This window comes from Luteibacter sp. KNZ12-1A (assembly GCF_056755675.1).
In genome coordinates, this window is the sequence record NZ_JBPGXU010000094.1 from 1 (window position 1) to 15,516 (window position 15,516).

The window sequence follows — 15,516 nt, forward strand, 5'->3', positions numbered from 1 at the left end:
ACGGATATCCGAATTCTCGATGCGTGGAATGATGCCGAAGCGACGGTTCTTCCAGTTGAGGCCGAGCACGCCCTGGATGATCAGGAGGTCGCCCGACGGCTTGCCGCCCACCCGCATGGGGACGCCGGTATCGTGCGACTTGCACTCATGCGGATCGTCGGTGGCGTAATAGATCGCGTTCGACATGCGCGTCTGCGTGTCACTGGGCGCGGAGGGCAGGGTGAAGTCGGCGTAGCAGCCCAGTTCGCGCAGGAGGATCAGTTCGTTGTCGATGCCGCACCAGCGGCCGTCGGCGCGCGAATTGTCCAGGCACCAGTTGCCGTGGATGAAGGCGAAGCGGAGCTGGCCGGTGACCGGATCGCGTGGCAGCGCGCCGTGCTTCTCGTGTAGCAGGCGGTTGAAGCGATCCATCGTGGCGACGAAGTTTTCCGGCGTGTCGTTGTCGTGGTGCAGGTGGATCTCGATTTCACCGTAGCCATCGGCACAGAGCGCGGCGATCTTGTCCAGGTGCTCCTCGACGTATTCCTCTTCGGGGTAGAAGAAGCTGTGCTGCGGCACGCGTCCTTCGGCATCGCGGTGGCGCGACGCCATGGCCCGGTACTCCTCGCACCAGCGGTCGACGCGGCGGCGCTGGGTGTCCATGTCGACGCGGCCCCAGTTCGGCTCGAAATGGTCGACGAAGCAGAACAGCACGTGCACGGGGCCCTCGACCTTCGGTGGCGCGCGCCGGGTCAGGTATCCCCACAGCCAGTACTGCATGTTGCGCGCGCGGATCGCCACGGTCACCGCGATGGCGGCGAACAGGATGAAGGCGAGAAGGATGATGACGATCACGCGGATGCTCCGGCCGGGACCAGGGTGAGCAACTGTTCGGCATTGTTGCGCCACTGCCGTTCGCTGGCGATGTAGGCTCGCGCGGCGTGGCCGACGCGTTTGCGCTCGTCGGCGCGCTGGGCCAGTTCGAGCACGCGCTCGACGCAAGCCGTCGCGTCGCCGCGTGGGAACAGCCAGCCGGTATGGCCGTCGACGATCACTTCCGCCACCGGCGCGTAGTCCGGCGCGACCACCGCCACGCCCATGCCCATGAACTCGAACAGTTTCATGGGGGAGCCATAGTGATTGGAATTCGGCAGCACGGCATAGTCCATGCAAGCGATCCAGCTGGCCACCTCCTCGTGTGGCACGCGGCCGGGAAGGAGCACGCGATCGGAAAGTCCCCGTGCCGCGATCAGTTCGCGTACCGCCGGCAAGGTCTTGCCGTCGCCGACGAAGACCAGGGCGAGATCGGGTACGCCATCGAGGCGATTGGCGATGGCCTCGACGAAGCTGTCCATGCCGTGCCAGTGGGCAAATGCGCCGATGTGGCCGCACACGGTGCGGCCGGTGAGTCCGCGCTCGGCACGCAGGCGGTCACGATCGAAACGGGCGGGATCGAAACGGGGCAGGTCCACGGCGTTGGGCGACACGACGGAGGGAGCGATGTCGCCATACGCCTGCCCAGCGATATCGCGGAAGTAGCTGGAAATGAAGACGAGGCCGGTGGCGTTGCGCAGGCACCAGCCCTCGATACGGCGCGCAAGCGCTTTCATCGTCAGCGGGCGCACGCGGTCGACCAGGGCGGAATCGTTGATCTCCAGCACCAGTGGAATACCACGTTGGCGCGCCAGCCATACGGTGGCGAAGAGGAACAGCGAATAGCGTTCGTAGATGAGTTCCGGTGCGGCGCCGCGCCATGCCCAGCCCATGCGCAGGAGGGTGGCCGCGTTGTAGAGCAGTTCGAACGCCTCGAAGACGATCCCGGGAAGCCGTGTCACCAGGCCGGCGATCGTCCCGCGACCGGACGAGGCCGCGGTATCGGTTTCCTTTTCCGGGTCGGCCCCGGGAAACGACATCACGTCCACGTGATGGCCCAGCTCGCGCAACGCGCCCACGATGCCGCGGATGTGCACGCCTTCGACATGGCGGCCACGCGTGCGGTGATGGTAGAGGATCCTCACGACGCGGTCCCCGGCAGGGCGGCGAAGCGCATGCCCTGGTCGAGCCACTCCGGCAGGAGCACGTCCAGTGCCTGGGCCGCTTTGTCGCTGTCGTCGTGCATGAGCACGATGTCGCCCGCGGCCGGTGGATCGCCGCGCAGGCGCGCGATCAGTGCTTCCATCGGCCGGTCCTGGTAGTCGAGGCTGTCGTACGACCAATAGACAAAGCTGCGCTTGTGCCGGACGAAGTACGCGAGCAACGGCGCACCCACATAGCCATGTGGCGGGCGCATGCGGTGATGCGGACGGTCGTCGAACAGGCGCAGCAGCGCATCGGTGCGATGCACCTCGTCGAGTTGCCTGGCCAGGGTCATGTTACGGAAGGACCAATGGCTATAGGAGTGGTTGCCGACCATGTGCCCTTCATCGACGATCCGCTGGACGATATCCGGATGCCGTTCGATCTTTTCGCCCACCAGGAAGAAGCTGGCCTTCACGCCATGCTTCGCCAGGGTGTCGAGAAGCCGAGGCGTGTAGCCGGGCTCGGGACCATCGTCGAAGCTGAGATAGCGCAGCGCCGAATCGCGCGTGCGCGTCAGGACGAGGTTCTCGGGCAGCAATCCGAGCAGGTCGTGCTTTTTGGGTTTCCAGTTCATGCGTTGGCGCCAAGGTGGGCCGGGGCTCCGGCGGCGACACGGCCGAGCATGCGTTCGAGCCGGTCGATATTCTCGTCCCAGCGGAAAGTCGCGGCATGCGCCGCGATGGTGGCGGGATCGAAATGACGTTCGAATGCCTCCACGAGCGCGGTTCCGAGTTCACGAGGCTGGTGTGGTGGCACGAGGATGCCCGCCTGGTGGGGCAGCACTTCAGGAATGCCGCCTACCGAGGTCGCGACGACCGGTGTGCCGCATGCCATGGCCTCCAGGATCACGTTCGGCACGCCTTCGTTGTGGCTGGGCAGGCAGAGCACGTTCGCGGCCTGGAACCAGTCCGCCAGCGCGGCGTGATCCACCGCGCCTTCGAAATGCACGGCCGGTGCGCAGCACAGGGAAGCCGCGCGGTCCTCGAGGTTGGCACGGCTCGCTCCTTCGCCCACGTAGACCAGGCGCGCGTCATGCTGCCGTTTCACGAGGGCGGGAAACGCCTCGATCAGGTCGTGACAGCCTTTGGTCGCCTTGAGATTGCCCACGTAGAGCACGATCGGCACCTCGGCCGGCAGGCCCAGGCGCCGCCGTGCGGCGGCCCTGTCGCCGCGGTGGAAGATGCGCGTGTCGACGCCGTTGTAAATCGTCTCCACGCCTTCGGGACGCGCACCGAGTTCGATCGCCTTGCGCGCGAGTGCCTTGCTCACCGTGATCACGGCGCCCGCGCCACGCAGGGCGGACTTGATCTGCGGCCGGCGCAGGCGCGCGGCGGCCTGTACGTTGAGGTCGCTGCCGTGCGCCTTGACGACGTAGGGAATGCCGAGCAGGCGCGCCACCCAGGCCCCGCCTGCCGCGTCCGGATACGCCCAGCTCGCCAGGATCACGTCGTAGCGGGCACGACGCAGGTCGCGGCCACGCTGCCACATCACGCAAGCGAAGAAGCAGAATGCGTTGAGGAAACGGCCGATGCCGGGCGGGTGGTAGAACGTGAAGTGGTCGCGCCGGATGCCGGGGACGTCCACCGTTCCCTTCACTCCGCCCATGCGCTCGCGGAAGTCGACGGCCGTGAGCACGTCCACCTCGTGGCGCTCCGCCAGGCGCTGGAACTGCTGCCGGTTGAACGTGCCGCGGCGGGGATCCCATGGCGTGGGAAAGAGATTGGTGAGCACCAGGATCTTCATGAGGCATGCTCCATGTCGCCGAAGTAGAGCCGGCCATAGCGCGCGGCCATGGCTTCCATCGATCCGTGCGCCTCCACCCAGGCGCGCGCCGCCAGGCCCAGCGTGGAGGCACGCTGGGTCGCATGAAGCAGGTCGAGGATGGCCGAGGCCAGCGCAGGCGGATCGCATGGCGGCACGAGGTGCCCGGTGGTCCCGTCGTGCACGATCTCCGCATTGCCGCCCACGTCGGTCGCGACGATGGGCAGGCCGGCGGCGCAGGCTTCCAGCAGGGCCATGGAATAGCCTTCGGTCACCGAGGAAAGCGCGAACAGGTCGAAACCCTGGAGCAGGTCGCGCACGTCGTTGCGATCTCCCAGGAAGTGCACGCAGCCGGCCACGCCTTCGTCGAAGGCGGCGGCGCGCAAGGTCTCGCGCAACTCCCCGTCGCCGACCAGGACCAGCGCGGTATCCGGCCGGGTATGGCGGACGATGCGGAAGGCGCGGATCAGGCTCATCTGGTCCTTGGCCCAGTTCAGCCGGCCCACGCTTCCGATGATGCGGGTGCCGCGCGGTACCCGGATCAAGCGGGTGAGGCGTTCGTGCATGATGTCGGAGGCGACGTCGAAGCCTTCGAGCACGATGCCGTTCGGCACGACGCACGTCTTCGCCGCCGGTGCGATGCCGCGTCGCACCGCATCCGCGCGCGCGGCTTCGCAGACGGCGACGACGGCGTCGGTGGCCTTGAGCGCGCGGCGGAAAAGCCATTCGCGGCGGCCGGGCTTCCTTTGCGCACCCATGCCATGGCGGGTGTTCACCACCTGGCGGATACCCATGCCCGCGCTGGCGAGCACCGCCTGGTAATGGGCCACGGCATTATGCGTGTGCAGCACCTCGGTGTAGTGGGAGGCCAGCAGTTGGCGTGCGCGGCCAAGGGCGCGCAGGTCGAAACCGGTGCGCTTGTGGCAGGCGGTGACGGGGATGCCTGGCGGGTCCAGCTCGCTTGCCAGCGAACCGCGCTCGAACAGGCACACCACCTGCACCTTGTGGCCTTGCCGATGCTGTTCCTTGACCAGGTCCAGGACCATGCGTTCGAGGCCGCCGCGGTTGAGGTTCTCGACGAAGTGGGTGATGTTCACGAGGCCAGCTCCGAAACGGTGACACGCAGCTTTCCACTGCGGGTCAGCGGGATGTCGTCGACGAAGTGGCAATGCAGTTCGGCGCTGTCGCCCAGCACCTTGCCCACTTCGCGGCGAATGTAGTCGAGCGAGGCATCGTCGAATCCACGGCCTCGCACGATCGACAGGTCGAGCCGGTCGAGTCGCCGCTGGACGAGCTGGAAGCGTGCGAGCCCCGGGACGTCCTTGAGCATGTGCGGGAAGAATTCGCCCGGAAGGATGTGGCCGGCGGGAGTCCGGATGGCGTCGAGCTTGCGGCCGTCGACCGAGGCGAGCATGGGCAGGCCCCGGCCGCAGGCGCATGGGGAGGTGGCATACGTGGCCATGTCGCCGTTGACATAACGGATGAACGGCATGCCGTAGTTGAACAGGTCGGTGATGGCGACCTCGCCGCTTCCGCCGAAGGCCGGCATGCCTTCGTGGTCGAGCGTCTCGACCACGAGGTGGTCCGCGTTCACATGCAGGCCCTGGCGGTGCTCGCACTCGGAAGCGACCAGCATGAATTCACGACAGCCGTAGGTGTTGTAAGCGGGCGCACCGAAAGCCCTCTCGATGAGGTCGCGCTGGAACGGATGCAGGGCTTCGGCGGCACCGATGACGGAGACCGGACGCGCCACCCGGCGATCGTTCGCCAGCAGCCATTCGGCCAGCCGCACGAGCGGCCCGACGTAACCGACGACGACCTCCGGACGGTAGGCGTCGATGGCGTCGGCGTAACCGGCCATGTTCGACTCGTTCATGTGGAAGCTGTCGAGCAGCTTGCGTGCGAACACGGCGTTGTAGACGCGGTCCTTCATGCGGTGCATCGCGCTGGGATTGCCGACGGCGCCGCCCCAGAGGAACAGCGTCCGGCGTCCCATCCGCGAACCGGCCCAGCCATAGCCGCGCCACATCACGGCCACGCGGCGGTCGTTGCTTTCGCGGGTGAAACCGAAACGCAGCGGCTCGCCCGTGGAGCCGCCGGTGGCCTTGTAGCCCAGCGATGCCTTCAGCGACGTGGCCTTGATCTCGTCGGCGTTGTCGCGGATATCCGCCTTGGTCAACACGGGAAGCTTCGCGTAGTCGTCCATGTCGCGGATGTCCTGCGGCACGATGCCCAGCGCGTCCCAGCGACGTTTGTAGTACGGCACCTCGCGATAGCACCAGTCGAGCAGGCGTTTCAGCCGCTGGAACCGCAGAGCCAGCACTTCCTCGGGTGCCAGCCACTGGTCGCGCTCGTAGCGGCGCATGTACTTGGGCGTGTCGCGACGGCGCAGGCCGCCTTCGTACGCGGGCCAGACGATGTGCCGCAAGGTGGTCTCGTAGAGTTTCATACGGTTCGCAGGAGCACGGCGACGAGGACGAACAAGGCGAAGACGCTGCATGCCCCCGCGGGCAGCCAACGCCATCCTCCATGGGAGAGGCGGAACATCGGCAGGACCGGCCAGCGGCGGCGCGCGCCCACGTAGTAGCCGGCGACCATGGCGGCGATCAGGTAAAGCACCACCATGTAGCTGCGGCTGAGGAAGAATGCCGCCGCGAACAGGCCGCACAGGGAAAGCAGCAGGGTCAGTGCCATCTGGCGCTCCGCGGCCCATTCGGCCTGGATCGCGGGATCGGAACCGGCCGGGCCGTGGTGGCGCACGATCGTCAGCATCATCCAGAAGCCGTAGCCGACGAAGGCGAGCCAGAGCACGAAGCCGATGAAGCCGGTTTCCGCCAGCACGAGCACGAACGAGTTGTGCGCGGTCAGGTCGTTGTACTCGGTGAAATTGCCGGGACCGACGCCGAACGCGGGGTGCTCGCGGAACATCTCCAGGCCCGAGTACCAGGCGTCCACGCGGCCCGCGGCCGATTCCTCGCCGGCGTCGAGTTCTTCCATCCGCGAGGAGAGCAGCTTCATCGCGGCGAGGCCGACGACGCCGATCGCGCCCGCGACCAGGGCTCCCTTGCGGTACCAGACATAACACCCGGCGACGACCAGCACCGCCAGCATGGCGCCGCGCGAATTGGTGAGATAGGTGCCGTAGAGCAGGAGCAGGGCTGCCACGATCCACACCGGGCGCATCGCGCCGGCGCCGCGCCTGCCGAGGAACACCGCCATGGGCAGGGTCGCCGCGAACAGGAGGCCCAGGTCGTTCGGATCGTTGAAGATGCCCACGTACTGGATGCGCCCGCCTTCGCTCAACGGCGTGCCCGTCCAGCCCACGCCGGTGCTCGCCTGCTCGACGCCATGCAGCGCGAGCACCGTCGCACAGGCCACGAACACGCCCATGGCGATGCGTACCCGTTTCTGCGTGCCGCACGCGGCGCCGAAGACGAAGAAGGCGATCACCACCGGACCGAAGCGGGCCAGCTCGTCGAGCGCGCCGCCCGCCCAGCCGTTGCTCATCTGCGAGATCATCAGGATCAGCAGGAACGCGGGCAGGATAACGAACTGCGGTGCTTCGAAGGTCTTCGAACGCGACGCCAGCCACATGGCGAAGGCCAGAAGCAGCACCACCGGGAGGATGGGCACGGTCTCCAGGCCGGGTACGTAGTCCTGGGGCCGGATGATGGTGAGTACGACGTAGAGGAGGATCAGGGGGAACATGCTTTTTCCCCCGGTCCGGCCGCCTGGTGCGCGGGCGTGGGATAGCTCATCAGCTGCGGCAACGCGAGCATCGCGGCGAACCAGCCGGGGCCCATGTTGCTTTCCACCGGCAGCCGGTAGAGCGAGTAACGGTTCTCGCTGGGCTCCGCGTTGGTACCGCAGACGTAGCTGCAGGCGAGTTGGAATCCCGCGTGGCGGGTGGCCGAGATCACGTCGTCGTTGTAGGCGCGGTCGCCACCGACCGGATAGGACATCAGCACGGCGGGGTTGCGCAGTTCACGGTCCAACGTGGCCTTGGATTCGCGGATCTCGCGTTCCATCTCGTCGCGCGGAAGGCGTGCGAGCATGCGGTGGTGCACGCCGTGCGATCCGAATTCGAACCCGGCCGCCTCCATCTCGCGTGCCTGGTCCCAGGTCATGGGGCGGCAGTCGACGGGACGGGCGGCCGCCGAAGGCATGTTCCATTCCACCTCCAGCCGCTCGATCATCGCGCTTTGCCCGAACGCGTCGAGCCATTTCATGCGCAGCAGCACGTTGCCGGCGATGCGGCGACGCGCCGGCCGGTCCGACGGAAGCGCGATGTCGATCGACAGTTCAGGAAGGACCAGCCGCGCCGCCGTCGTGAGCAGGATCATGTGCACGAGCCAGTCGTACGCATACGGACGGCCCGTGTCGATGTGCCCGGTGGAGACGAAGAACGTCGCCGGCACGCCGACCTCGTCCAGGATCGGGGCGGCGATCCGGTAGTTGTCGTCGTATCCGTCGTCGAAGGTCACCGCCACGGTATCCGGCGGCAAGGCCTCGCCGGCGTCGAGGGCGGCCACGACGTCGGTCAGGCGCATGGGCCGGAAGTATTTCCTGATCCGCAACATCTGCTCGCGGAACTCGGCGGGCGGCGTGCTGATGAGTTCGAGGTCGAAGCCGAACGTGTCGGGGTCCGGCAGCGGCATCACGCGGTGGTAGGCGAGGATGCGCAAGTCGCGTTGCCACCACGCGCGCACGCGTTGCAGCGAATGCAGCAGGCCGCTGGAATAGCACAACTCGCCGAGCCGGCCACGAATACCGGGCGCTCCGCGCGGGGGCATGGGGGTCACCATAGGTGCAGCCTTCGATTGCGTGCGAAGGCCAGGAGCGCCTGCGCCGCGAAGAGGTTGAGGTAGAAGAAGGCGACCGCGATGCGCAGGGGCAACAGGCGTCCCAGTGGCGGTTGCAAGCGTGCGAGACCGACCAGCAGCAGTCCTCCGATCAGTCCGCCGAAGGCCAGGGCGTACATGGGGTGACGGGTGAACAACAGGCCCGTGCTGGCCGTGAGGGCCAGGATGAGCCACGGCGCGAACAGGCGCAGGAGCTTGTGGCTGACGAAGCGGAACCAGAGGGGATTGCGCCACGGCGCGAGCAACCATGGCGCGAGCTGGATCAACTGATAGTTTCCGGCGAGCGTGCGGATCTTGCGCCGCCGCTCTTCCTCGGGCAGTTGCGACGGCTGGTCCCACGCCATCGCCTTGGGCTCGAAGACCACGCGCTTGCCTTGCGCCGCCACGCGCATGGGCACGAGCACGTCGTCCAGCACGGTCCCCGCGGGCAACGGCTGGAACAGCGAACGGCGTATCGCGTACAAGGCGCCGCTGACGCCGATCGTCGAGCCGGACAGGCTTTCCGCATGACGGATGCCTTTCTCGTAGCGCCAGTAGAAGTCGACGCCCTGGGCGAAGCCGCTGCGCACGTTCTCCATGTGCAGCTCTCCGCCCACCGCGCCCACGGTCGGGTCGCCGAGATTGGCCACGAGTTCCTTCAAGGCCACCGGGGAGAGCTTCTGGCGGACGTCGGTGAAGAGCAGGACCTCGCCACGTGTCAGTGCCACGGCATCGTTCAGGCAGGCCGCCTTGCCGCGCCGGTTGGGAAAGTCCAGCACGGTCACCCGGGGGTCGGTCGAACGCCGTGCCGTCGTCACCGTCGTGTCGTGGCAACCGTCGCAGGCGATGACGATGTCGATCAGTTCGGCGGGATAGTCCAGCTGCCTCAGGCTGGCCAGTTTCGCGCGGATGAAACGCTCGCCGTCGTGCACGGCCATCACGATGCTGACCGTGGGAAGGATCGCGCGTCGCGCCACCGGCAATGGACGCAGGCGGGCCTGCATCCACACCAGCAGCGGGTAGCCGACGAAGACGTGTAGTAGCAGCGCCGCCGAACTCCAGCAGACGAACCAGGCGATATGTGTCATGTCGGCGTTCCCCCCGGGCGCCAGGTCAGCCGCGTCCAAGAAGGCGGCTTAGCAGGCCACGTTTCGTGGCGGGCGCCGTGGCGGCCGGGATGGCGACCGCCAGTTCCGCGGCCAGCGTGCCGAGCGTGCCATTGGCGATGTCGAGCAGGTTGAGTTGCACCCCCGTGAGCTTCTGGACGCGGACGGCCATGTCCACCGCGAGCAGGGAATGACCGCCCACGTCGAAGAAGTTGTCGCTGGTGCGGATGCGCGACATGCCGAGCAGTTCGGTCCATACCGACGCCAGCAGCCGCTCGCTTTCGCTGCGCGGTTCCGTGCTTTCCACCGACGCGCCCGCACGGGGTTCCGCGGGAAGCGGCAAGGCCGCGACGTCCACTTCGCCCGTTGCCAGCAGCGGCAAGGCATCGAGCACGACGAGGTGCGCGGGCATGGACCAGGCCGGTAGCGACGTGGCCAGCGCGGCGCGCAGGTTTTCGACGTCCGGCGGATTACCCGGTGCGCCGACCGCATAGGCATCGAGGAGGACGAGGCCGGCATGGTCCGTCCGTGGCACCGCCATGGCGCGCACGATGCCTGGCTGGGCGACGAGCAGGGCTTCGATCGCCGCCGGCTCGACGTCCAGGCCGCGGCGGCGGATGCGCCGGTCGTCGCGCCCGATCACCTGCAACTGGCCGTCGGCCAGCCAGCGTCCGCGGTAGCCGGTGCGCAGCAGGCCGCCGTCACCCGGCTGCCGTTCCGCGTTGGCGCGCTGGCCGAAAGGCATGGCGAGCGCGCGCCCGGCGACGCCGAGTTCACCGGTCGCGCCGATCGGGCAGGGCTCGCCGTCGTCGTCGAGTATCCAGATTTCCGCATGGGTGGCCGGACGGCCTTCATGCAAGGCGTCGGCGATGTGTTCGACACGGCCGCACGTCGCGACGGGAGCCGATGCGGCGTCGCCGAACAGGGTCCATAGCTCCGCCGTGGAAGCGGCGATGCGAACCGCCATGTCCGGCGTGGGCGTACCGCCGGCGACGACCGCACGCAGGCGGCGATCGCCCGGCCAGTTCGTGTCGACGAGCGCGTGCCAGGTCTCGGGACCGGCGATGAAGGTATCGAGATCGCAAAGGTCGCCATGCGCGAGGGCGTGGGCGTCCACGATCCGCCAGGTGGCGCCATGGGCCAGCGCGAGCAGGGGTGCGATGACCGACATCGGGTCGATGGGCAAGGCATCCCCGGAAACACGCTGCCCGGCGTCGAAGGCGAGCGCGTCGGCGAGCCCTTCCACGGCCGCGGCGACGGCCCGGTGCGAAAGCGCCGTGCCTCGCGCCTTGCCATCGGGGCCCAGGGTGTGAAAGGCGATGGCGGCGCCATCGGCATCGGGACGCGTGGCGAAATCGTCCTCGCCAACGACGGCGGCATCGAGTTCCGCGTGGTCCGCATCGAGCCAGAGGGCGCATGCGCGCGGCCAGTCCAACGTCGTTTCGAGCGCGGCGTCGCCGACCAGCACGGTCATCCGCGCATCGGCGAGGATGTCGCGCAGCCGCGCCGCGGGGTCGGCGCGGTCGAGCAGGAGGGCGGTGCTTCCGGTCCTGGCGATGGCCAGGAGGGCGGCGAGGCGTTCGCTGCCGGGGTCGACGCAGAGGCCGACGACACTTCCGTTCTTCGCGCCACGTTCGCGCAAGAGCACCGCCATGCGGTCGACACGGCGCAGCAGCGACGCGTAGGTCGTTTCGCGGTTCCCCTGCGCGATGGCGACGGCATCGGGCGAGATCGCGGCGCCCCGGGCGACCAGGGCGTAGAGGTCGGCGGGCAGGCGCGCGTCCGCACCGGTCGCGTTCCAGTCGCGCATGCGTTCGCGTTCGGCCGCGGTGGCCGCGGTGAGCGTACCCACCGCGATCGCGGGATCGATGGCGACCTTGCGCATCATGCCGAGGTAACGCTCACGCATCAGCCGCGCCGTATCCGCCTGCAGCAGGTCCGCGTTATAGGTGACGCCGCCGACCATGCCCGCGTGGCCTTCCAGGAACCAGAGCCCGAGGTCCTCCGTGGCACCGCTCTGGAACAGCAGGATCTGTTCATGGGCGAGACCACCCCAGTCCACCACGCGCTGACGGGCATCCTGGAACGAGAACAACGCCTGGTAGAGCGTGGCACCCGCGCCATGGCCGACCTTCAGTTCGCGTTGCAGGTATTCCAGCGGAACGTCGGGATGACCGAAGGCCTCGATGGCGGTGCGTTTCACGTGACGGACGAACTCCAGGAACGACAGCGCCGGATCGACGCTCACGTGCAGCGGCAACAGGTTGTTGAAGTAGCCCATGACCGATTCCAGTTCGGTCTGGTTGCGCCCGCGCACCGGCGTGCCGACGACGAGGTCGTGCTGGCCGGCCGAACTGGAAAGCATCGCGAAGTACAGGGCGAGCAAGGTCATGTTGAGCGTGGCGTCCGCCTGGCGGGCCACCTCGTGCATGGCGTCGGTGTCCTCGCGCGACACACGTATCCATTCGGTCCGGCCGAGGCCGGACATGCCGGGACGCCGCGGATGATCGGTGGGCAGGGCGCGCACGTCACCCATCTGCGCGAGACGCTCGCGCCAATAGCCGAGCTGGGCCTGGAACGCGGGCGATTCGAGCCACTGCGCATGCCACTCGGCGAAATCGCCATAGGTCACGGGCAGCGGCGCCAACGGCGAGGGCTGTCCGGCGGCGAAGGCGCGATACAGCGCGGACAACTCGTTGTAGAGGATGTCGAACGACCAGCCATCCCAGATGATGTGGTGCGGCATGAAGAAGAGCGCGTGCTCGTCGTCGGCCAGGCGGAACATGCGCGCGCTGAACAGCGGCGCGGTGCCGAGATCGAATGGCGTGTCGGTCAGTTCCTGCAGGCGCTGCATCAGGCGGCCTTCGCGTTCCTCCTGCGGCAGGTGGCTCAGGTCCTCCGCGGGGAAGAGGGGATACTCCAGCCGGGGCACCACGACCTGCGCGATGTCGTTGCCTTGGTCGCGGAAGGCGGTGCGCATGATCGGTTGCCGCTGGATCAGGGCCTGGAAGGCCATGTCGAAGGCGTGCTCGTCGAGCTGGCCACGCAGGCGGTGCGCGGACGGTGCGTTGTAGGTGACGCGGCCGGGATGCATCCGCTCCAAGGCCCACAACCGGCGCTGCATCAGCGACAGCGGGGCATGGTCTTGTTCCGCGGCGGGGCGATGGCCCACGGGCGCGGTGGCCGGAGCGCTCCCGCTGGCCACCTGCGCGCCGATCGCGGAGGCGAGCCGTTCGATCGTGGGCGCGTCGAACAACGTGCGGAACGACAAGGTGACGCCGAACTCGCGGTTGAGGCGGGCGGTGAGCTGCGCGGCCAGCAACGAGTGACCGCCGAGGGCGAAGAAGTCGTCGCGGATGTCGAGGTCGGGCAGGCAGAGCACGCTTTCCATCGCCGCGGCGACGCGGCGCTCGTCCTCGTTGCGCGGCGCGATGCGCTCGCCCGACGTGGAGACGGAATGGGCGATCGGCGGCGGCAGGGACTTGCGGTCGGTCTTGCCGTTGGGCAGCAGCGGAATGGCTTCGAGCACGAGGATATGCTGCGGAACCATGTAGTCGGGCAGGCGCGCGCGCAAGCGCGCACGCAGATCGTCCTCGTCGAGCGCGGCGGCACCCTCGCGGCCCACGACATAGGCGACCAGGCGCACGTCCCCGGGGCGATCCTCGCGTGCCATCACCACGGCGCGGGCGACATCCGGCGCATCGGCCAGCACGCACTCGATTTCGCCCGGCTCGATGCGGTAGCCGCGTACCTTCACCTGGAAATCGAGACGGCCCATGTGTTCGAGCAAGCCGTTGCTGAGCCAGCGGCCACGATCGCCGGTCCTGTACATGCGCGAATCGGGCGCTTCCGACCAGGGGTCGGCGACGAACTTCTCGGCCGTGAGCTCGGGACGGTCGAGATAGCCGAGCGTGACGCCGGCGCCACCGATGTGGATTTCGCCGGGCACGCCCAGCGGGCAATGGTTGCCGCGTTCATCGAGGATGTGCACGGTGGTGTTGGCGATCGGACGGCCGATGTAGATGCCGCCGCGCGGGTCGGATACACGCCAATAGGTCGAATACACGGTGGTCTCGGTGGGGCCATAGCCGTTCCACACCTCGCCACAACGGTCGAGCAGGGCTTCCGCAAGGTCGACGGCCAACGGTTCGCCGCCGGACACCGCGCGGAAGGCGGGCCGGCCTTGCCAGCCCGCGTCCACGAGCAGGCGCCAGCCGGCGGGCGTGGCCTGCATCATGGTGGCGTCGCAGTCTTCGATCAGCCTGCGCAGCTGTCCGCCATCGCGCACGTCGTCACGGCCGGCGACGACGATCTCCGCGCCGCTGGTCAGCGGCAGCATCAGTTCCATGAAGGCGATGTCGAACGACAGCGTGGTGACCGCGACCAGTCGGTCGTCCGGGGCGATGCCCGGCACGCGCTGCATGCTGGTGAGGAAGTTCGCCGCCGCGCGGTGCGGCACGCGCACGCCCTTGGGCCGGCCGGTAGAGCCGGAGGTGAAGATCACATAGGCGACGGAGTCGGGCGTGGCGGCGCGGCGGTCGCGCTCGGGCCGTTCGAAGGATGCATCGATGACTTCCTCGCTGTTCAGCGCGATCACGCGCGCGGCATCGAAATCGAACGCCAGCGGCGTATCGTCGTCCACCACCAGCGCGGCGAGCGACGCATCCTCGGCCATGAAGGCGAGCCGTTCGGCGGGAAAGGCAGGGTCCAGCGGGACGTAGCCGGCGCCGGATTTCAGTACGCCAAGCACGGCCGCGACCATGTCCAAGCCGCGGGCCAACGACAGGCCGACCAGGGCGCCGTGGCCGATGCCGCGCGCGCGCAACGCGTTGCCGATGCGGTTGGCACGCGATTCCAGCGCCGCATAGCTGAGCGAGCGGTCGGCGTGGCGGACGGCGGCGCGCTCGGGCGCGCGGTCCACTTGATGCTCGAAGAATTCATGGGCCAGGCGGAGTTCCGGGAACGGGGTGGGCGCAGGCTGCAACGCGGCCAGTTCGCGGTACACGGCGTCGGATACCAACGGCAGCGCGACGGCGGCTCCCGCCGGGTCCAGCGCGGCGTGGCGCAGCAGCGTCGCATACGCGTCGAGCCAGCCTTGCACCGTGGCGCCCTCGAAAAGGTCGGCGTTGTACTGGCATTCGAGGCGCAATCCGCCGTCCACCTGCACCGCGTTGACGAACATCTCGAAGTTCTCGAACTCACGTGGCACCGCTTCCACGGCGAAGCGAAGGCCCGGGAACCGTACCGTGGTCTCGTCCAGTTGCGCGTCGAGGTTGAACAGCACCGCCACCAGCGGCAGGCGCGAGGGATCGCGTGCCAGCGAGAGCCGGGCGAGCAGGCTGCCGAGCGTGTAGCGCTGGTGGTCGAAGGCGTCGAGCAGGTCGTTGCGCACGGTGCCGAGCACCGTGGCGAAACTCGCTTCGTCGTCGATGCGCGCACGCAGGGGCAACACGTTCACGCAGTGGCCGACCAGCGTCTGCTGGCCTTCGGCCGCCTGGCCGGCCGTGGGAATGCCGATCACCACGTCGTCCTGCCCCGCCAGCCGGCGGAGCAGGACAGCGAACGCGGCGAGCAGGGTCGCGTAGAAACTCGCGCCGTGGGCGGCGCCCAGGCGCTTGATCGCGGCGACTTCCGTCGGGTCCAGCATGCGGTCTTCGCGCCGTGAGGTGAACGTCCGCCGGCGGGGGCGGGAGCGGTCCGTTGGGAGGTCCAGCACGGGGACCGGGCCGGCGAACCGGTCGAGCCAGTAC

Annotated in this window: 10 protein-coding genes; all 10 read right to left on the bottom strand. The window is 68.2% G+C overall.

Going from position 1 to position 15,516, the window contains the following annotated elements:
• On the bottom strand, nucleotides 1-834 hold an 834-nt coding region (locus tag ACR9ZJ_RS15565), incomplete at its 3' end, for a hypothetical protein (protein ID WP_481288245.1).
• A complete protein-coding gene (locus ACR9ZJ_RS15570; protein ID WP_481288246.1) occupies nucleotides 831-1,997 on the bottom strand; it encodes a glycosyltransferase family 4 protein in 1,167 nt (388 codons plus the stop codon). The genes ACR9ZJ_RS15570 and ACR9ZJ_RS15565, both read right to left, overlap by 4 nt.
• Complete coding sequence (locus ACR9ZJ_RS15575) at nucleotides 1,994-2,632, bottom strand: polysaccharide deacetylase family protein (RefSeq protein WP_481280175.1); 639 nt, start codon at nucleotides 2,630-2,632, stop codon at nucleotides 1,994-1,996. Before ACR9ZJ_RS15575 ends, ACR9ZJ_RS15570 begins: the two co-directional genes overlap by 4 nt.
• Entirely contained in the window at nucleotides 2,629-3,801 is a 1,173-nt protein-coding gene (locus ACR9ZJ_RS15580; protein ID WP_481288247.1) for a glycosyltransferase family 4 protein, read from the bottom strand. Before ACR9ZJ_RS15580 ends, ACR9ZJ_RS15575 begins: the two co-directional genes overlap by 4 nt.
• Nucleotides 3,798-4,916 carry a glycosyltransferase gene (locus ACR9ZJ_RS15585; RefSeq protein ID WP_481288248.1) on the bottom strand — a complete coding sequence of 373 codons (1,119 nt, stop codon included), beginning with the start codon at nucleotides 4,914-4,916 and terminating at the stop codon, nucleotides 3,798-3,800. Before ACR9ZJ_RS15585 ends, ACR9ZJ_RS15580 begins: the two co-directional genes overlap by 4 nt.
• Nucleotides 4,913-6,268 (bottom strand): phenylacetate--CoA ligase family protein, encoded by a 1,356-nt coding sequence (locus ACR9ZJ_RS15590; RefSeq protein WP_481280178.1) that lies wholly within the window; start codon nucleotides 6,266-6,268, stop codon nucleotides 4,913-4,915. Before ACR9ZJ_RS15590 ends, ACR9ZJ_RS15585 begins: the two co-directional genes overlap by 4 nt.
• Complete coding sequence (locus ACR9ZJ_RS15595; protein WP_481288249.1) at nucleotides 6,265-7,527, bottom strand: O-antigen ligase family protein; 1,263 nt, start codon at nucleotides 7,525-7,527, stop codon at nucleotides 6,265-6,267. The genes ACR9ZJ_RS15590 and ACR9ZJ_RS15595 overlap by 4 nt, the downstream gene beginning before the upstream one ends.
• On the bottom strand, nucleotides 7,515-8,612 hold the full coding sequence (locus tag ACR9ZJ_RS15600) for a polysaccharide deacetylase family protein (protein ID WP_481280180.1): 1,098 nt from the start codon (nucleotides 8,610-8,612) through the stop codon (nucleotides 7,515-7,517). The genes ACR9ZJ_RS15595 and ACR9ZJ_RS15600 overlap by 13 nt, the downstream gene beginning before the upstream one ends.
• Nucleotides 8,613-8,617: 5 nt before the next feature.
• Nucleotides 8,618-9,748 carry a glycosyltransferase family 2 protein gene (locus ACR9ZJ_RS15605; protein WP_481288250.1) on the bottom strand — a complete coding sequence of 377 codons (1,131 nt, stop codon included), beginning with the start codon at nucleotides 9,746-9,748 and terminating at the stop codon, nucleotides 8,618-8,620.
• A gap of 25 nt (nucleotides 9,749-9,773) precedes the next feature.
• Nucleotides 9,774-15,516, bottom strand: a 5,743-nt coding sequence (locus ACR9ZJ_RS15610) for an amino acid adenylation domain-containing protein (protein ID WP_481288251.1), incomplete at its 5' end; no start/stop codon positions are given.

Bases quoted from the DNA above. Each gene is read 5' to 3' on its own strand.
- ACR9ZJ_RS15575 (WP_481280175.1), bottom strand. From the start codon at position 2,632: ATGAACTGGAAACCCAAAAAGCACGACCTGCTCGGATTGCTGCCCGAG.
- ACR9ZJ_RS15600 (WP_481280180.1), bottom strand. From the start codon at position 8,612: ATGCCCCCGCGCGGAGCGCCCGGTATTCGTGGCCGGCTCGGCGAGTTG.
- ACR9ZJ_RS15580 (WP_481288247.1), bottom strand. From the start codon at position 3,801: ATGAAGATCCTGGTGCTCACCAATCTCTTTCCCACGCCATGGGATCCC.
- ACR9ZJ_RS15595 (WP_481288249.1), bottom strand. From the start codon at position 7,527: ATGTTCCCCCTGATCCTCCTCTACGTCGTACTCACCATCATCCGGCCC.
- ACR9ZJ_RS15590 (WP_481280178.1), bottom strand. From the start codon at position 6,268: ATGAAACTCTACGAGACCACCTTGCGGCACATCGTCTGGCCCGCGTAC.
- ACR9ZJ_RS15605 (WP_481288250.1), bottom strand. From the start codon at position 9,748: ATGACACATATCGCCTGGTTCGTCTGCTGGAGTTCGGCGGCGCTGCTA.